Here is an 18,317-nt window from a genome sequence, read left to right on the forward strand (position 1 = left end):
GCGACGCGGAGGACATGGCAGCGTCGGTCCTTCCGGAGGATGCGGGGCAGGCCCTGCTGGTGGGCAGGGTCTGGGACATCGGAACCGGCGGCCCCCGGGTGGTGGCGGTCAGCGGCACCGAGGTTTTTGATCTGCACCGCGTGGCCGGCACAGTTTCGGAACTGCTCGAGCTGCCGGACCCCGCGGCCGCAGTCCGCGCTGCGCTGCTGGACCCGGACCTGGCGGAACCCCGGTGGGTGACGTCCGACGTCGTCAGTGCCTCGCTGGAAGGGGACACCACCCGGCCGCACCTGCTGGCACCTGTTGACCTGCAGGTCATCAAGGCCTGCGGCGTGACGTTCGTGGACAGCATGATCGAGCGCGTGATCGAGGAACGCTGCGCGGGCGATGCCGGGCGTGCCGCGGAGATGCGCGAACTGGTGGGCCGGGCCCTTGGCGGAAGCATCGGTGCCGTGCGTCCGGGGTCCCCGGAAGCGGCAGAGGCCAAGCGGGTCCTGATCGCGGAGGGGCTGTGGTCGCAGTACCTGGAAGTGGGCATCGGCCCGGACCCCGAGGTGTTCACCAAGGCGCCGGTGCTGTCCTCCGTGGGCCTCGGCGCGGGCATCGGCATCCCCGCCTTCTCCTCCTGGAACAACCCGGAACCGGAGCTCGTGCTGATTGTCACCTCCCGGGGTGAGATGGTGGGCGCGACGCTCGGCAACGACGTCAACCTCCGCGACGTGGAAGGGCGCAGCGCCCTGCTGCTGGGCAAGGCGAAGGACAACAACGCGTCCAGCGCCCTCGGCCCGCTGATCCGGCTGTTCGACGGTGCGTTCACCCTGGACACCCTGCGCGAGGAGGAGATCCTGCTGGGCGTGGAGGGTCCGGACGGCTACCGGCTCGAGGGCCGCAACACCGTGGCGCGGATCAGCCGGCCCTTCGAGGAGCTGGTGGCGGCCACCCACGGCAGGCACCATCAGTATCCGGACGGCTTCGCCCTGTTAACCGGGACGCTGTTCGCGCCGACCCAGGACCGGGACGAACCCGGGCAGGGCTTCACGCACAAGCTCGGCGACGTGGTCACCATCCGCAGCCGGCACCTCGGAGCCCTCATCAACACCGTAGGCGCTTCGGAGGAACTGCCCGAGTGGACCTTCGGCCTGCGGCAGCTGTTCGGCTACCTGGAGGCCCAGCGGCTCCAGCCGGCGGGAAGAGCCGGCCGGCGCTAGCGTTTGCGCCGATATTCGTGATCCGGCACGTCCGTTGGGGGCGTGCCGGATCACTTCAGACTTTCCTAGGCCTTGGGCGATGCCGCGGCGGCTCCCAGGGAGGCCAGGCCCTTTTCGAAGTCTCCGCCCACCATCTTGTCCATGTTCATGAACAGGCCGAACACCTTGCCGATGCCCTTGTGCTCGCCGGTCATGGTCCAGGTGACGCGGGTGCCGGTGCCTTCGGGAACGAACGTAAAGGTGGTGGGGTTGACTGCCGGGAACGGTTTGGTGAATTCCAGCCGGATGTTGACGTTCTCCGGTTCCTGCGAGCCGATGATCTCCATGTTGCCTGCGCCGGCCTTGCGGTTTCCGTTCCAGGCGTACTTCGCACCCACGCCTGATTCCGGGCCCGAGTAGGTGCGGTTCAGTGCGGGGTCCACGGCTTCCCACGGCGACCATTTGGTCCATTCACGGAAATTGTTGACCAGCGGGAAAACGTCCTTGGCGGGGGCGGGGATGAGGGCGCTGCGCGTTACCGAATAGGTTGACATGGGCCCATCCTATGGCCGGGCCCGGGCAGGCGGGAGGAGGTCTGGCCGCGCCGTTGTCCGGCATTTACAATCGGGGTGGGCGCACCGGGAAATAGTCACCCCGGTTCTGCCCGACGGGGGGACGTCACCACATTGGAGCGTTGCCGAGACAAAGGATGCGGACCATGCCGGATATCCACGGAATGATCAGTTCACTGCTGCCGGAAGACCTTGCCTTGCTACAGGAACGCGGGCCGGATTTCCCGTTGGACAAGGAACTGATCGATGCCATTGACCGCGCCGCCGGCGGGCCCGGTGAAGGCAGGGGCTATTACGTGGTGCGGGGCAGCCTGCAACCGCTGGAACACCGGAGTTACTTCCTTCGGGAGGACGTGGCCGCCGCCTTGTTCGCTCCCTCGACCCTCGAGGACGCGGCAGGCACCTAGGGTGCGTCGCCCCAGGCATACCCAGTGGTTAAGACTGGTCATTCTTGGATCCGCTGTGGCTTTGGTAACCCTGGCCTGTGCGGGTTCATCCTCTCCCCTCCGGATCGTCACATCTGATATACCGCAGCTGAGCGGCATGGAAGCGCTTCTCCGTGGCACGTTGGCAGCCGACGACGACGGCTGTGTTCAGGCGCAGACGGCCGGAGATCCGGTGACTCTCGTATGGCCCCGGGGATACACCGTCAGTGGCGATTCGAAGTCCTTCGAAGTCCTTGACGCGAGCAAGAAGGTTGTGGCGCGTTCGGGGTCGCCCCTTGCCATCGGCGGGGGCGGTGCTGACTCGTTCAGGGGCACGTGGACCGAACGCGGCTGCGCCAAGGGCAGACTTTGGATGGTCGGCGCAACCCTCGGAGCGGACTGACAGCAAGGTCTGCCACGGGCCGAAATCCCCGGGCAGCTCCGACAGGATCCCGCACCGTAGCCGGCGATTCAGGCTTGTGGCGTGGCTTCGGCGCCGCTGTGCCGTACCTCTGAATGACCTCCGTCGCAGTTCGGGACCCCTGCTGCGGTTTCGGCACGGCCCAGGGCGAGTTCCAGCCTGGCAACGGCCGGCCCGTATCCGGGGTCGGACGAGGCCTTCAACAGCTCCGCCTCCCGCATCGCCTTCACGAACGCGGAGGTTTCCGGCCGGGCAACGTCCGCCATGTCCGGGTAGCCGATGGCCAGCGCGGGATCCAGCTCGTAGCGCCGCCAGCGGCTCAAGACCGCATTGTGGACCTCGACGGCGGCCTCGCGCCGGGGGATGTCCAGGCGCCGCCGGCGCCGGGACGCATACCAGGCCAGGATCCGCGGGCTGCTGCGGTAAGCGGCAACGCCGCTCGCGGCGGTGACCGCCGCCAGCGCCAGTCCGGCCAGCGGGGACGCCACCGCGGGAATGAGGAGCGCCGGGACGATCACGGCTGCGCCGCCGAAGAGGTCCCAGAACAGCGGGTCTGAACCGTCGGCGTCGGGCTTCCCGGCATGATGCCGGACGGCGACAACCATGCAGGCCACGGCGGCCGTCAGCACCGCGCCCCAGATGACAAGCTGCAGCGGCCCCAGCGGGACCGCTTCGGATACGGCGGGCACCACAGCACCTCCAAGCGACGGGCCCTGCCCGGTAATTCGGGCTTCACTTAAATTGCAGCCCCTGCGGCGGCGCAGGTCAATGGGTGCGGGAGCGGCCGGTGTGGGCGGTTTGCAGCCGGCGCCGCGCGGCGTAGCGTTGGCCGCATGCGACTCAAAATGTGCAGCATCCACGTCCAGGACCCGGCCGAGGCCCACTCCTTCTATACGGGGACCCTCGGCTTCGAAACGCTCATGGCCATGCCGGAGTACAACCTGTTCATCGTGAAGGATCCCGGTGCCGACGGCGGCGTGGGGCTCCTTCTGGAACCGAGCGACAATCCGATCGCGGCGGCGTACATGAACGGACTTCACGACGCCGGCCTCCCGGCCATCGTTTTCGGCGTTCCTGACGTGCGGGCCGAGCACCAGCGGCTCACCGCCGCCGGCGTCCAATTCCAGGGCGAGCCGTCCGAGGGTGCCGCCGGTGTCTCTGCCGTGTTCGACGACGGCTGCGGCAACTTCGTCCAGCTGCACCAGGACTGACGCCCGCCGCACTGGACGCCGGACCGGGGAGGGGACTGAATGGACGCCGTAGATGCCCTGAATGAGATCGCATTCTGGCTGGAGCGCGGATCCGCGCCAACCTTCAAGGTCCAGGCCTTCCGGAAAGCGGCCGGCATCATCAGCGACGTGGACCCGGACGAACTCGCGGAACGCGCCCGGGACGGCCGGCTGAAGCGGACGAAGGGGATCGGGGACACTACGTTCCAGGTCATCCGGCAGGCGGTGGACGGCGCCGTGCCCGACTATCTGGAGAAACTGAGGCAGAGCGGCGCGGAACCGCTGGCCGTCGGCGGCAACGGGCTGCGCCCGCTGCTCCGGGGCGATCTGCACAGCCACAGCGACTGGTCCGACGGCGGATCGCCGATTCAGCTGATGGCCGACGCCGCCCGGCTCCTGGGCCGCGACTACCTCGCCCTGACGGATCATTCCCCCAATCTCAAGATTGCGAACGGGCTGAGCGTCGAGCGCCTCAGCGAACAGCTCGACGTCGTGGCCGGGATGAATGAGGCCCGGGTGAATGAGGACGGCGCCGGAGACTTCAGGCTGCTGAGCGGCATCGAGGTGGACATTCTGGAGAACGGTGAGCTGGATCAGACTCCGGAGATGCTGGACAGGCTGGACGTGGTGGTGGCCAGCGTGCACTCCAAACTCCGCTCGGACCGCCGCTCCATGACGGACAGGATGCTCGCCGGCATCGGCGACCCGCACACGAACGTGCTGGGCCACTGCACGGGCCGCCTGCTGCAGGGATCGCGGGGTACCCGTCCCGAGTCTGAGTTCGACGCCGAACGGGTGTTCGCCGCGTGCGCGGAGGCCGGCGTCGCCGTCGAAATCAATTCCCGGCCCGAGCGGCAGGACCCTCCGGACAACCTCATGCAGCTGGCGCTCGACGCCGGCTGCCTGTTCAGCGTGGACAGCGATGCGCATGCCCCCGGCCAGCTCGACTTCCTGCAATACGGGGCGGAGCGCGCGGAACTGAACGGGGTGCCGGCGGAGCGGATCATCACCACCTGGCCCCTGGAGCGGCTGCTGGACTGGCTGAAATCCGGGCTCTGAAACGCCGGAACCGGGCCGTAACCGCGCCGGGACGGCATTTGGTAAGCATGATGACTATTAGGTTGCAGAGTGGTAAACCTTAACTGTTCCGCTGAGGAACCCCGGCGGGCCCGTTTCGTAGAGCGAGGTGCACCATGACTTCCATGAATCCCGCGAACCAGCTGGACGAGCTGGGTCAAAGAACCCTGCGAAAAGTGCGCGGACGCCTCATGCCGCTCATCGTGCTGCTCTACTTCGTTGCCTATCTGGACCGGAACAATGTGGGCTTCGCGAAGCTGACCATGAGTGCGGACATCGGGCTCAGCGCCTCGGCGTACGGACTCGGGGCCGGCATCTTCTTCCTGGGTTACGCGTTGCTGGAAATTCCGAGCAACGCCGGCATGTACAAGTTCGGTGCCCGGAAGTGGATCGCGCGCATCCTCATTTCCTGGGGCATCTTCGCCTCGGCCATGGCCCTGGTTAACGGTGAGACAACTTTCTACATCATCCGGTTCCTGCTGGGTGCGGCCGAAGCGGGGTTCTTTCCCGCTATCCTGTTCTTCCTGACGCTGTGGTTCCCGGCTGCGCAGCGCGTCACGGTGCTGGGTATCTTCATCCTGGCCCAGCCGGTTTCCAACGCCCTGGGTGCTCCGGTGTCCGGCCTGCTCCTCCAGATGGACGGGATCATGGGCCTGCAGGGCTGGCAGTGGCTGTACATCATTGAAGGCGTCCCGGCCATTCTCCTCGGCCTGCTCACCCCGCTCCTGATGACCGACCGCCCGAGCCATGCGCACTGGCTGGCCGACGATGAGCGCGAATGGCTGACCAAGACCATGGACGAGGAACTCGCGCACAAGCAGAAGGGCCAGCCGCACCACTTCCTGGCCGGCCTTAAGGATTCGCGCACCATCGCCTACTCAGCGCTGTACTTCGGGCTGGTCTGCGGCATCTACGGCCTGGGCCTGTGGATGCCGACCATTGTTGCCGCCCTGGGCAAGTTCAGCACCACGGAGGTCGGCTTCATCGTGGCAATCCCGTACACCATCGCGGCCGTCTTCGTGTACTTCTGGGGCCGCCGCTCCGACCGCACCGGCAACCGGGTCATGCATGCCAGCATCAGCATGGTGATGGCGGCCATTGGCCTCCTTGCCGCGGGCTACCTCGTGCAGGTCAACGCAATCCTGGCCCTGATCGCCCTGACGCTGGCGGCCATGGGCATCTACTCGGCCATTGCCCCGTTCCTGGCGATGCCGTCGACGGCCCTGGTGGGCGCTGCTGCGGCCGCCGGCCTGGCCATGGTGAACTCGCTGGGCAACCTGGGCGGCTTCGTGGCTCCGTACGCCGTGGGGCTGTTCAACGACGCCACCGGCGACAACCGTTCGGGCCTTGTGTTCCTTGCGGCCTGCCTCGGCATCACAGCCGTGGCCACCTTCCTCTACGCACGCAAGCGCCCCGAGGGCCATGTGAAGCCGGGCACGCCTTCCACGGTCGGTGAAGAAGCAGTCGCTGCCGACGAGTTCGATATCAAGTAAGACTTCCAGGCGACGAAGGGCTGAGGAACATGACTCATCACGAAACGTTCCCGGCCGAGCGGACCGCGGTGCTGACCGGCGCCGCGTCTCCGCGAGGCATTGGCCGCGCTACGGCGGAAATGCTGGCCAGCCAGGGCTGGTCGGTGGGCATTCTGGACATCGACGGCGATGCGGCGCGGAGGGCGGCGGAGGAAATCACGTCCATCTACGGCGTCCAGGCCCTCGGGGTGGGCGCTGACGTCTCCGACCAGGCAACCGTGAACGCGGCCATCGACGAGGTCGAGTCGACGCTGCCTCCGATTGTGGGCCTGGCCAACCTGGCCGGCATCAGTTCCCCCACGGAGTTCATGGACGAGACGCTCGAAGCGTGGGATCGGGTGTTCAGAATCAACATGACCGGCACGTTCCTGGTCACCCAGCGTGTGCTCAGGGGGATGATCGAACGCAAGCTCGGCAGGATCGTCAGTGTCTCCTCGATTTCGGCGCAGCGCGGCGGCGGCACCTACTCCAAGGTGGCGTACAGCGCCTCGAAGGCCGCCATCATCGGGTTCACGCGCGCGCTGGCCCGGGAAATGGGCCAGCACGGCATCACCGTCAACTGCATCGCCCCCGGCCCGGTGGACACGGACATCATGGGCGGCACCCTGACGGAGGAACGCAAGGCCGCGATGTCGGCGGACATCCTGGTAGGCAGGGTCGGCACCGTCCGCGACATCGCTGCGCTCATGGTGTTCCTGATGGGCGAGGACGCCGGCTATATCACGGCCTCGACGTACGACATCAACGGCGGCCTGCAGATTTCCTGACGGTGCGCTTTTCCTGAAGCTGAAAGGCTAGCCGCGCGCAGGCCGGATCGGCGACGCTGCCGGGCTCGGTGACATTTCCGCGGCCTGGCGCAGCGCCTCGATCATGCTCCCCACTTCAACGATGCCCTTGCCGGCGATGTCGAAGGCCGTGCCGTGGTCCACCGACGTGCGGATGACGGGCAGCCCGACCGTGATGTTGACGCCGGCCTCGATGCCGAGCACCTTGACCGGGCCGTGGCCCTGATCGTGGTACATCGCGACGATGAGGTCGTAGTCGCCGCGGCCGGCGAGGAAGAAGGCGGTGTCGGCCGGGAGCGGGCCGCGGGCGTCGACGCCGTCGGCCTGGAGCTTTTCGATGGCGGGGGTGATCTTCTCCGCTTCTTCGCCGTAGCCGAACAGTCCGTTCTCGCCGGCGTGCGGGTTGATGGCGCAGACGCCGATCTTCGGATTGGCGATGCCGGCGCGCTGCATGGCTTCGTAGCCGCGGCGGACCGTCCGCTCCACCAGGCCGGGCTCGATCTTGTTGATGGCATCGATCAGGCCGATGTGCGTGGTGACGTGGATGACTTTGACCTTCGGGGTGGAAAGCATCATGGACACTTCCTCGATGCCCATGAAGTGGGCCAGCAGTTCCGTGTGCCCGGGGTAGATGTGCCCGGCCTTGTGCAGGGCGGCCTTGTTCAGCGGCGCGGTGCAGATGCCCTGCACCTGGCCGCTCATGCCGAGCTCGCACGCGATCCTGATGTAGTGGTAGGCGGCGTTGCCGGCTTCGGCGGATTCCTGGCCCCAGGGCAGGTCCGCCGGCAGCAGCTTCGGATCGATCACGTTGATGCGGCCCGGCTCAAAGACGGCCTCGCCGACGCTCGCCACCTCCACGATGTCCGCTTCCACGCCAAGCGCCTTGGCACCCAGCTGCAAACGGTAGGTGTCACCGATGACCACCGGCCGGCAGTCGCGGTAGGCGTTCTCAGCCACGAGCGCGCCCACGGTCACTTCGGGGCCGACGCCGGCGCCGTCGCCCATGGTCACGGCGATGAACGGCCGGGTGTCCTGATCGATGTTGTTCGCTACTGCGGATGTCATTTCTTCTCCAGATTGATGGGAGGGATTGTCGTGGTGCTCTGTGGCCGGGCCTGCGGGAATGACCGCGGCGCGAATGTCTTTGATGGACTGGTACAGCTCGACGAGCGCGTGATCGTCCCCGAAGCTGCCGGGTTTGGTGCCGACGAGGCGCCCGTCATCGGACACGCTGACCACGGCTCCGTGCTGCGCGGACGCCAGCGGCGTCAGGTGGCGGATGCCAAGGTCATCGAGCACCTCGCGGGCTGTTTCGCCGCCGGTGAGGATGAGATCGGCGGTGCCGGCGGCATCTGCCACCAGGCGTCCGAGGCTGCGGACGATCGCACCGGATTCCTGCGGATTCACGACGTCGGCGCTGACGGTCAGGGCGGTCGGCGTGCCCGCCGCCAGGAGTTGCTTCGCCGACTGCAGCCGCTGCGCGCAGGCGTCCGGCTCGCGGAGCTCGGCGGGAGCTATCCGCAGCGAACTGAATCCGGCGCTTTCCAGCCGCAGCAGCTGAGCGGCCGCCGTCGCGGAGGAGGAGCCGACGGCGGCCAGCACCGGCCGGACCGAACGCGCCGCTGCCTGATCGTGCCGCCGAGGCTGCCGGTTCTGCGTGTTTCGCGCAGGTTGGCCGCCCAGTTTCCGGGCCAGGAGGGCGGCGATGCCGCCTGTTCCGGCCAGCACGATCCGGCGGCCCGCGGCGGTGAACTCCAGGTCCAGCAGCGCGTCCGCGACGGCCTCCAGATCCGCCTCGGTTTCGCCGTCGGCAATCACCGTGACCGGACCCCCGGCTGACAGGGTCTCGGCGAGAAAGGCCGCCAGGCCGCCGGACCTCACGATGCGGAGGCCTGCCAAGGCGAGGGAGGAGCCCCCGCGCCGGTTCAACACCTGTTCTACTGACGACGGCGGCGCGGCGTTCTCCGCCCTCCAGAGTCCGGTGTGGTCGAGGCGGATGCCGCCGGCCATGGGCTGGCCGCCCACCACGGTTCGTCCCAGCTGGGGGAGTGCACCAGCTACCACGACGTGGTGGCCCAGGCCTGTCAGTGCGGCCAGTTCGGGGCCAATGTTGCCGCGCCACAGCGAATCCATCTTCTTGAACAGGACCTGTGCCTGTTCTGCCGCGGCGTCGCCAAACACTCCGGAAACGGCCGCTTCGGCCGCTTCCGGGGCAACGGCCCGGGTATGCGTGTCAACCACGAGGACGTCCGGAGCGTCATTGTCCGCGAAGCCTGAGTCTGCAACGCCTGCCGTGCCGGCCTCGGTGCCTGCCGTGCCGGCCTCAGTGCCGGCCAGGAGGAGGCGCGTTCCCAGGCCCTGGGAAGCAAAGCACTGCCCCACCTCGGCTGCGCCGGAAAAGTCATCCGCCTGAATGAGGACTGCGGTCACGTCGTCCTCCTTTCTTCTGTAGATCCACCCGATTCAGAAGCGGCCGGGATGGGTCCCCGGCGGCGTCGTCGGTAGCACCATCATGGCACGACTGCGCGAAATGCGCTAGATCGCTTGCGCATTTCGCGCAGGGGTGGCAGAGTGATCCATGTAACACGGCGCAGGCCAGCCGGCCACCAGCCGTCCCGTTCAACCGAGAGGTCAACGATGACCGTTCTTCCTCAAGGAAGTGAGATCTCACGGCGCCGCCTCCTGCAGTTCGGCGCAGCCGCCGGATTTCTCCTGGGCACAGGCTCCATCGCCGGGTGTGCCGGCCCCACAGGCCTGCCGGGTCCCAGCACCCTGACCCTGGCCCTCAACAGGTCGCTTGTCAGCCTGGACAACAAACTTAACCAGTTCGACGCCGCCGTCACCGTCCAGCGCGCCGTCCGGCAGGGACTCACGGCCATCGGGCCCGAAACCAAGCCGGTCCTGGTGCTCGCGGAAAGCTTCAAGATGACCAAGCCCACGCAGTGGACCGTCAGGCTCCGCGAGGGCGTCCGCTACTCCGACGGCACGCCGGTGGTGATCGAGGACATCGCCACGGCCCTGAAGATGTACCAGCAGGTGCAGGGATCCTTCGTGGCCGGGTTCTTCCCCGAGTTCCCCACCGTGGTGCCCGTTGACGAGCGGACCTTCCTGATGGAGTCCAAGAACCCCATCCCCATCCTGGATTCGCTCATGAGCATGATCCTGATCAGCCCGGCGGCCAAGAACAAGCCCGAAGAGCTCCAGGAGGGCGTTGGATCCGGCCCTTACGTGGTCACCAAGTACAACCGCGGCGCCGGAACCTACAGCCTCAAGCGCAATGAGAACTACTGGGGCCCCGCGCCCAAGGTGGACAACGTCGAGGTCCGCTTCCTCCCCGAGGAATCCAGCCGCGTGATCGCCCTGCGCAGCGGCGAGGTGGACGTCATCGACTCCATCACCCCCGACTCGCGCGAACAGCTGGCGGGACTTCCCGGCGTCGTCCTTGCCGAAGCCTCCAGCCTTCGGCTGAACCAGATCTTCTACAACTTCCGCAAGCCCGCCGGCCACCCGCTGGCCGACGTCCGGGTCCGCGAGGCCCTCAGCTGGGCGGTCGACGGCGAGGCGCTGGTCAGGGACGTGCTGGTCGATTCGGTCAGCGCGGCCGAAGGCGTGGTGCCGTCCAGCCTCACGGGCTACTCCAAGACCGGCACCTACACCTACGACCCGGAGAAGGCCAAGGCAACGCTGAAGAGCCTGGGCGTCACCGACCTGAACCTGAAGATCATCTGGGAAACCGGCGAATTCGCGTCGGACACCTCCGTGATGGAGGCCCTTGTGGAAATGTTCGGCGCCGTCGGCGTGAAGACCCAGCTCCAGCAGTTCGAGCCCGGCGGCAACATCCTCGCCTGGCGCCAGGGCAAGCAGGGCGACTGGGACCTGCTGGGCAACGGTTTCAGCAGCCCCACCGGCCTGGCCATCACCATGATGCAGGGCATGTACGCCGGCACTCCCGAGAAGGAGAAGACCCGCGACACCTACCAGGGCTATGTCTTCCCGGAGGTGCAGGCCAAGATCCAGGCGGCATCCTCCGAAGTGGACCCCGTCCGCCGGCAGCAGCGGCTCGCCGTGGCGCAGAAGGCCATCTGGGACACCTGGCCGTGCGCCTGGGCCTTCGTGCCCAAGTCCGTGCTGGCCCACCAGAAGCGTGTCAGTGGCCTCGCCTTGGCGCCCACCAACTCCTACCCCCTTGTTGATGTCCGGCTGGAGGCCTGAGTCATGACGAACTACATCCTCAAACGGCTCGGCCAAGGCCTGCTGACAGTGTTCCTCACTGTCTCCACGGTCTTCATCCTGATCCGCCTGGCCCCGGGGGATCCGGCCGTATCCTACGCCGGACCGCTTGCCACCACCGAACAGCTGGCCAAGGTCCGCGAGCAGTTCGGACTGGACCGCCCCGTGCTGGAGCAGTACTGGATCTTCCTGCAGCAGCTGTTCACCGGCAACCTCGGCACCTCCTACTCCTTCCAGGCGCCGGCCATGCAGGTGGTGGCCGAGCGGATGCCCTACACACTGACGCTCGCCACGGCCTCGATCCTCCTCACCGCGGTGGTCGCCATCCCGCTGGGCGTGTGGATGTCCCGCCGCCCGGACACCAACCGCGAACTCGGCGTCAACGTCCTCACCATCGCGGGGCAGTCCATGCCGGACTTCTGGACCGGCATCATGCTCCTGACCGGCTTCGCCGTCCTGATCCCGCTGTTCCCGGCGTCGGGGTTCGCCACCTGGGGCGGGCTGGTGCTCCCCACGGTCACCATCGCCATCCTCCAGATCGCCCTGATTTCGCGGATGGTCCGGCGGGAGATGACCGCCAACTTCGCGGCACCGTTCCTGACCGTGGCACGGTCCCGGGGCGTCCGGAACTCGGTCCTGACCTGGCGCTACGCCATGGGCAACTCCGCCATTCCCGTTTTCACCGCGCTCGGCACGCGGTTCGCCGCCATGCTCAACGGCGTGGTGGTGGTGGAGGTGGTGTTCGCCTGGCCGGGCGTTGGCTCCCTGATCGTCCGTGCACTGGAAACCCGCGACTACCCGCTGATCCAGGCGACCGTCCTGCTGACGGCCCTGCTGGCGGTAGGCGTCCAGCTGGTCATCGACCTCGCCTACCCCCTTCTTGATCCCCGCGTTCGTCTTGGAAAGGCGGCAACAGCATGAGCCTCGACACCGCACCTCCGGCAGAAGTCCCGGCAGGCCTGCCGTCCGGATCTCCGGAGCGGAAACCGTCCCCGAGCGCCGTCACGAAGGAGCTGATCGCGAAGGCGGGCGCCACCCGCCGCCGCAAGGCAGCGCAGTGGAAGATGCGGATCGGCGCGGTCTGCACCCTGATCGTCATCGTCCCCATCCTGCTGGCCCAGCTGCTTCCGCTGCCGGACGCAAACCACCAGGACCTCTCCGCCCGCCGGCTCGCGCCGCTCATGGACGGCCACCTCTTCGGCACCGACCAGCTCGGGCGCGACCTGCTCTCCCGCGTCCTGCACGGCGGCCAGGTCTCGCTGACCATCGGCGTCCTGGCCGTGGTGGTGTCGGGCGCCATCGGCATCATCCTCGGCGCCGCGGCCGGCTATTTCGGCGGCTGGGTGGACACGTTGGTTTCCCGCATCCTTGAAGCCCAGATGTCGCTGCCGCTCCTGATGATGCTGCTGCTGGTCGTGGCCCTGTTCGGCCCGTCCATCCCGGTCATCACGTTTGTGATCGCCATTGCCCAATGGCCGGAAGTGGCGCGGCTGACCCGGTCCATGGTGCTCGTGGAGCGCGAAAAGCCGTACGTGTCCGCGGCCCGGATCCTGGGCCTGCACCGGATCCAGATCCTGATCGAGCACATCATCCCCAACGTCATCAAGCAGGCAACGCTGGTTGTCCTGCTCCTCCTGGCCCAGGCCGTGCTCCTGGAAAGCGCGCTCAGCTTCCTCGGCGCCGGCCCGCAGCGGCCGTTCGCCACCTGGGGACGCATCATCTCCGACGGCCAGGACTACATCACCACCTCATGGTGGATGGTCACCCTGCCCGGCCTGGTGATCGTGCTCATGGTGGTGGGCGTGAACCTGCTGGGCGACGGCCTCCGCGACCGTCCCCGCCGCAAGAAGAAGGGTGCCTGACATGAACGCACACACAGACGCAGGCCATCAGGAGCAGGCCCTGCTGGAGGTCCGCGACTTCCAGGTGGAACTGATCACCGACGCAGGCATCATCCGCGCCGTGGACTCCGTGAGCTTCAGCATCCACCGGGGCGAAACCGTCACCATCATCGGTGAGTCCGGCTCGGGGAAATCGACTACGGCGATGGGCATCCTGCGGCTGCTGCCGGAGGACCTGGCCGTGATCTCGGGCTCCGTGCTGATCGACGGCGTCGACGTGATCGCCGAGCCCAAGGCAATCGACAAGGTCCGCGGCAAGACGCTCGCCCTGATACCCCAGGACCCCATGACCGCCCTGAGCCCGGTGCACTCCATCGGCAGCCAGCTGTCCGAGGCCATCAGGATCGCCGGCGCCGCCTCCAGGGACAAGGACGCCGTCCGGGCCCGCGCCATCCGCCTGCTGGAGCAGGTCCACATCCCGACGCCGGAAAAGCAGCTGAAGAAGTATCCCCACCAGCTGTCCGGCGGCATGCTCCAGCGCGTGCTGATCGCCATCGCCCTGGCCAGCGAACCGCAGCTCCTCGTGGCCGACGAGCCCACCTCGGCCCTGGACGTCACCGTGCAGGGCGGCATCCTGGACCTCCTGCTGGAGCTCCAGGAACAGCGCGGCATCGGCATCCTGATGATCACCCACGACCTCGGCGTGGCCCGGCTCATCTCGGACCGGATCCACGTGATGAAGGACGGCTCCTTCGTGGAGTCCGGCGAGGTCCAGCAGATCGTGGAGCATCCCGCCACGGAGTACACCCGCAGCCTCCTGGCGGCAGTGCCGGTCCTGGGCCCGTGGGACGAAACCCCCGGGCTGCCGGCACACGAAACCCCGGCCGCAAGTGAAGACCCGGCCGCAAACGGCGGCGACGGGACGGCCGGCGGCGACAGCACCGCCGTCGGAAGTCCCGCCGTCGACACCACCACCACGGCGCCCGGCGCCGCCCTGACCAGGACTGGAGTCCGCCATGAGTAAGCCGTTCCTCTCCGTCGAAAACCTCGTGGTGGACTACCACGTGCCGGGCGGCACCTTCCGGGCCGTGGACGACGTCTCCTTCTCGGTGGACAAGGGCAAGACGATCGCCGTCGTCGGTGAATCGGGCTGCGGCAAATCGACCATCGCGAAGGCGCTGATGCGGCTGGTGACGCCGGCCAGCGGCCGGATCGAGCTGGACGGAACGGACCTGGCCACGCTCAGTGAGGCGAAGCTGCGCCCGCTCCGCTCCAAGTTCCAGATGGTCTTCCAGGATCCCTACGGCTCCCTGGACCCGCACCTCACCGCGCAGGAGATCGTGGCCGAGCCGCTGAAGCTGCAGGGCGTGAAGTCCCGGGCCGAGCGGAACAAGGCGGCGGCGAAGCTGATCGACCAGGTGGGCCTGCCCGCCAAATCCCTGGACCGCCATCCGGCGGAATTCTCCGGCGGCCAGCGGCAGCGGATCGGCATCGCCCGCGCCCTGGCCTCGAAGCCGGAGCTGCTGGTCTGCGACGAGGCCACCAGCGCCCTGGACGTCTCCGTGCAGGCACAGGTGCTGCGGCTGCTGAAGTCCATCCAGGAGGAGACCGGCATTACGTACGTCTTCATCTCGCACAACCTTGGCGTCGTGCAGGAGATCAGCGATAGCGTCATGGTCATGCAGCGCGGCCGGCTCGTGGAGTCCGGAACCACCGCGTCAGTCCTGACATCCCCCAAGGAGGACTACACCCGCAGGCTCCGCCGCGCGGCACTGGACCCGTCCACCATGCGCGGGCTCAAGCCGCGGCACCTTGTCTCGTCGCTGGCCCTCGCCAACCAGCCGGGCTGACCTGAATCCAACCTGAACTGAACCAAACACACACTGCAACCATGAGGAACCAACACATGAGCAAGCAGCCAGCAGGCACTCCCGTGGACGGACTGAAGCTACCCATCTCCCGGCTCGTCCTGGGCACCATGACCTTCGGCGACACCGCCGACGAAGCCACCGCCGGCCGCATGGTGGATGAGGCACTCGCCGCCGGCATCACCACGATCGACACCGCCAACGCCTATGTGGGCGGTGCCACCGAGGAAATGCTTGCCCGGCTCCTCAAGGACCGCCGGGAGGACATTGTCCTGGCCTCCAAGGCGGGCATGCCGCACGCCGACCACGGCCAGCACGCGCCCCTGTCACCCCAGGGACTGCGCAACAGTGTCGAGGGCAGCCTGCGCCGCCTCGGAGTGGACAGCATCGACCTGTTCTACCTGCACCAGCCGGACCGCGCCACGCCCCTCCGTGACACCCTGGCCACGGTGGCGGAACTCGCCGCCGAAGGCAAGATCGGCGCCCTGGGCGTGTCCAACTTCGCCGCGTGGCAGATCGCCGACGTCATCCACATGGCCCGCGAAGTCGGGGCTCCGCGGCCGGTGGTGGCGCAGCAGCTCTACAACCTCGTCGCCCGCCGCGTGGAGGAGGAGTACCTCGAATTCGCCGCCACGCACGGCGTCCACACCATGGTCTACAACCCGCTGGGCGGCGGGCTGCTCACCGGAAAGCACAGCTTTGAGTCCAAGCCCTCCGAGGGCCGGTTCGGCGACTCCAAGCTCGCCGCCATGTACACGCAGCGCTACTGGGACAAGCAGCTGTTCGAGGCCGTCACGGGCCTCGCCGGCATCGCCGCAGACGCCGGAATCAGCCTGGTGGAGCTGTCGCTGCGATGGCTCGCCTACCGCGACGGCGTCGGCTCGATGCTGCTGGGCGGCTCCAAGGTGGAGCAGTTGCGCGCCAACATCGTGGCCGTGGCCAAGGGCCCGCTGCCCGCGGACGTCACCGCTGCGTGCGATGCCATCGGAGCCGGGCTCCGTGGTCCCATGCCCGCCTACAACCGCTGACCACGGGCCACAAAGCCCACAACATGACTGAAGGTAGAAAAAGATGACATCGGAACTGGCCCTCGAATTCGCCCGCAAGATCCGCGCCCGCGAGCAGGCCGTCGGATACTGGGCCGTGCTGGATGCTCCCGTGGCAACGGAGCGCATCGGGCGCCTGGGCTACGACTACGTCGCCCTGGACGCCCAGCACGGGCTCCTTGGCTATTCGGGGGTCCTCAACGGCCTGATGGCCATCGACGCCGGGCACACCGCCGTCGGCATGGTGCGCGTTGAGGACAACAACCTCACCGCGATCGGAAAGGCCCTGGACGCCGGCGCCGTCGGCGTCATCGTGCCGCTCGTGAACACGGCCGCGGACGCCGCCGCTGCCGTCGCCGCCGCGAAGTACCCGCCGATAGGCGGCCGCTCCTACGGGCCCATGCGCTCCGCGCTGCGGATCGGCCCGGTTCCCGCCGACGCCAACGCCGCCACCCTGGTGTTCGCAATGATCGAGACGCCGGACGGCCTGAAAAACGTCAAGGAAATCTGCGCGACGCCAGGGCTCGACGGCATCTACGTGGGCCCCTCGGACCTCGCGATCGCCGTCGGCGGCGCCTTCCCGGGCGATCCCGCCATCGAAGCCGAGTTCAACGCCGCGCTCGAGACGGTCGCCGAAGCAGCTGCCTCCGCCGGAATTGGTGCCGGTATCCACACCGCCTCGGGCGACATCGCCGCCCGGCGGCTGCGCCAGGGCTACACGTTCACCACGGTGGCCTCGGACCTGACCCACCTGGAACTGGCCGCCAAAGCCCACCTGGCCGCCGCAACCGCAAAGGACTGATCCGTGCCCACCACCCCCACGCCCACCACGCCTGGCACCGATTACAGCTCCATCACCCCGGACGGCACCGTGAAGCACACCGACGGCGCGGACTTCGCGTACCTCCCGGCGCCCACCGTGCAGAGCCACGCCGCCAACCTCCTGACCCTGCCGGACGGACGCCTCGGCTGCGTCTGGTTCGGCGGCACCCAGGAGGGCGTGCCGGACATCTCCATCTGGTTCTCCACCCTGGAACCGGGCAGCACGCAGTGGTCCCCGGCGGAGCAGCTCTCCGACGACGGCACGCGGTCCGAGCAGAACCCCATCCTGTTCAACGCACCGGACAGCCAACTGTGGCTGCTCTACACCGCGCAGAAGGCGGGCAACCAGGACGCCGCCGAGGTCCGCCGTCGGACTTCAACGGACGGCGGCCGGACCTGGGGCCCGGTGGAGACGCTGTTCCCGGCCAACGAAACCGGCGGCGTGTTCGTCCGGCAGCTGCCGGTGGTGCTGCCGTCCGGCCGGCTGATCATCCCGATCTTCCGCTGCATCACCACACCCGGCGAAAAGTGGGTGGGCAACAGCGACGACAGCGCGGTGATGATTTCCGACGACGCCGGCGCCACCTGGAGCGAGCACGTCCTGCCGGACAGCCTGGGCTGCGTCCACATGAACATCCAGCCGGTGGCCGACGGCTCGCTGCTGGCCCTGTTCCGCAGCCGCTGGGCGGACTCGATCTACGAGTCCCGTTCCACCGACGACGGCACCACCTGGAGCGAGCCGGTCCCCACCGAGCTGCCCAACAACAACTCCTCCATCCAGTTCACGGCGCTGGCGGACGGCCGGCTGGCGCTGGTGTACAACCACAGCCGTGCCGAGGAGAACACCGAACGCCGGCTCTCGCTCTACGACGAGATCGACGACGACGGCCTGGCCGACGAACAGGGGCAACTCGCTGACGCACACGTGGGACCGGCCGCGCCGGCCGGCGGTTCGGTTCCCGGTGACTCAGCTCCCGACGGCGGGGAGCGCCGCGCCTTCTGGGGCACCCCCCGCTCGCCAATGACGCTCGCGATCTCGGAGGACTTGGGCCGCAGCTGGCCCATCCGGCGGAACCTGGATGTGGGCGACGGCTACTGCCTGTCCAACAACTCCCGCGACGGCCTGAACCGCGAGTACTCCTACCCCTCCATCCATCAGGGCCCGGACGGCGCATTGAACATCGCCTACACGTACTTCCGTCAGGCCATCAAGTTCGTGCGCGTGGACCCGCAGTGGGCCTACGACGGCAGGGCCACCCCCGGCGGGGACTCGTGAGCGCAC

The 18,317-nt window shown here is 67.8% G+C and carries 18 protein-coding genes; 15 read left to right on the forward strand and 3 right to left on the reverse strand.

All coding sequences use genetic code 11. The features are described from left to right. Positions 1–14: 14 nt before the first annotated feature. Positions 15–1,208 carry a fumarylacetoacetate hydrolase family protein gene (locus tag ASG92_RS01660; RefSeq protein WP_056623900.1) on the forward strand — a complete coding sequence of 398 codons (1,194 nt, stop codon included), beginning with the start codon at positions 15–17 and terminating at the stop codon, positions 1,206–1,208. A 65-nt stretch (positions 1,209–1,273) separates the two neighbouring features. On the opposite strand, the gene ASG92_RS01665 is transcribed toward ASG92_RS01660, so the two are convergent. Beyond that, the gene (locus ASG92_RS01665; RefSeq protein ID WP_056623459.1) at positions 1,274–1,741 is read right to left on the reverse strand and encodes an SRPBCC family protein; all 468 of its coding nucleotides are present in this window, start codon (positions 1,739–1,741) and stop codon (positions 1,274–1,276) included. Between the two features lie 164 nt (positions 1,742–1,905). Between ASG92_RS01665 and ASG92_RS01670 the strand changes: the two genes are divergently transcribed. Together ASG92_RS01670 and ASG92_RS01675 are read left to right on the forward strand one after the other, a co-directional pair. After that, on the forward strand, positions 1,906–2,166 hold the full coding sequence (locus ASG92_RS01670; protein ID WP_056623462.1) for a hypothetical protein: 261 nt from the start codon (positions 1,906–1,908) through the stop codon (positions 2,164–2,166). A gap of 136 nt (positions 2,167–2,302) precedes the next feature. Next, positions 2,303–2,587, forward strand: coding sequence for a hypothetical protein (locus ASG92_RS01675; protein ID WP_056623465.1), 285 nt, complete (start codon positions 2,303–2,305; stop codon positions 2,585–2,587). Between the two features lie 68 nt (positions 2,588–2,655). Here ASG92_RS01675 and ASG92_RS01680 read toward each other — a convergent pair whose 3' ends face one another. Then, on the reverse strand, positions 2,656–3,294 hold the full coding sequence (locus tag ASG92_RS01680; RefSeq protein ID WP_157372018.1) for a hypothetical protein: 639 nt from the start codon (positions 3,292–3,294) through the stop codon (positions 2,656–2,658). Between the two features lie 144 nt (positions 3,295–3,438). On the opposite strand from ASG92_RS01680, the gene ASG92_RS01685 reads away from it, so the two are divergent. From ASG92_RS01685 to ASG92_RS01700, 4 genes are all read left to right on the forward strand, one after another. Then, positions 3,439–3,816: a VOC family protein gene (locus ASG92_RS01685; RefSeq protein WP_056623466.1), complete on the forward strand. Its 378-nt coding sequence runs from the start codon at positions 3,439–3,441 to the stop codon at positions 3,814–3,816. A gap of 39 nt (positions 3,817–3,855) precedes the next feature. After that, entirely contained in the window at positions 3,856–4,893 is a 1,038-nt protein-coding gene (locus ASG92_RS01690) for a PHP domain-containing protein (protein WP_056623469.1), read from the forward strand. A gap of 134 nt (positions 4,894–5,027) precedes the next feature. Further along, positions 5,028–6,404, forward strand: a complete 1,377-nt coding sequence (locus ASG92_RS01695; protein WP_056623472.1) for an MFS transporter — start codon at positions 5,028–5,030, stop codon at positions 6,402–6,404. Between the two features lie 29 nt (positions 6,405–6,433). Continuing rightward, positions 6,434–7,210, forward strand: a complete 777-nt coding sequence (locus ASG92_RS01700) for an SDR family NAD(P)-dependent oxidoreductase (protein WP_056623475.1) — start codon at positions 6,434–6,436, stop codon at positions 7,208–7,210. A 27-nt stretch (positions 7,211–7,237) separates the two neighbouring features. Here the strand turns inward: ASG92_RS01700 and pdxA are convergent, their stop codons facing one another. Continuing rightward, complete coding sequence (gene pdxA / locus ASG92_RS01705) at positions 7,238–9,658, reverse strand: 4-hydroxythreonine-4-phosphate dehydrogenase PdxA (protein ID WP_056623476.1); 2,421 nt, start codon at positions 9,656–9,658, stop codon at positions 7,238–7,240. A gap of 207 nt (positions 9,659–9,865) precedes the next feature. Here pdxA and ASG92_RS01710 point away from each other — a divergent pair, with 207 nt between their 5' ends. From ASG92_RS01710 to ASG92_RS01745, 8 genes are read left to right on the forward strand one after another with little or no spacing between them, the layout of a single operon-like run. Next, positions 9,866–11,440, forward strand: a complete 1,575-nt coding sequence (locus ASG92_RS01710) for an ABC transporter substrate-binding protein (protein ID WP_056623479.1) — start codon at positions 9,866–9,868, stop codon at positions 11,438–11,440. 3 nt (positions 11,441–11,443) lie between these two features. Next, the gene (locus tag ASG92_RS01715) at positions 11,444–12,379 is read left to right on the forward strand and encodes an ABC transporter permease (RefSeq protein ID WP_056623482.1); all 936 of its coding nucleotides are present in this window, start codon (positions 11,444–11,446) and stop codon (positions 12,377–12,379) included. Next, positions 12,376–13,320: an ABC transporter permease gene (locus ASG92_RS01720; protein WP_056623486.1), complete on the forward strand. Its 945-nt coding sequence runs from the start codon at positions 12,376–12,378 to the stop codon at positions 13,318–13,320. The genes ASG92_RS01715 and ASG92_RS01720 overlap by 4 nt, the downstream gene beginning before the upstream one ends. 1 nt (position 13,321) lies before the next feature. After that, positions 13,322–14,323 (forward strand): ABC transporter ATP-binding protein, encoded by a 1,002-nt coding sequence (locus ASG92_RS01725; protein WP_056623490.1) that lies wholly within the window; start codon positions 13,322–13,324, stop codon positions 14,321–14,323. Further along, positions 14,316–15,149, forward strand: coding sequence for an ATP-binding cassette domain-containing protein (locus ASG92_RS01730; RefSeq protein WP_056623493.1), 834 nt, complete (start codon positions 14,316–14,318; stop codon positions 15,147–15,149). Before ASG92_RS01725 ends, ASG92_RS01730 begins: the two co-directional genes overlap by 8 nt. 56 nt (positions 15,150–15,205) lie before the next feature. Further along, a complete protein-coding gene (locus ASG92_RS01735) occupies positions 15,206–16,195 on the forward strand; it encodes an aldo/keto reductase (protein ID WP_056623496.1) in 990 nt (329 codons plus the stop codon). Between the two features lie 43 nt (positions 16,196–16,238). After that, complete coding sequence (locus tag ASG92_RS01740) at positions 16,239–17,015, forward strand: aldolase/citrate lyase family protein (RefSeq protein WP_056623498.1); 777 nt, start codon at positions 16,239–16,241, stop codon at positions 17,013–17,015. Between the two features lie 3 nt (positions 17,016–17,018). Next, positions 17,019–18,311 carry an exo-alpha-sialidase gene (locus ASG92_RS01745; RefSeq protein WP_056623501.1) on the forward strand — a complete coding sequence of 431 codons (1,293 nt, stop codon included), beginning with the start codon at positions 17,019–17,021 and terminating at the stop codon, positions 18,309–18,311. Positions 18,312–18,317 lie beyond the last annotated feature (6 nt).

Source organism: Arthrobacter sp. Soil736 (assembly GCF_001428005.1).
Taxonomy (GTDB): Bacteria; Actinomycetota; Actinomycetes; order Actinomycetales; family Micrococcaceae; genus Arthrobacter.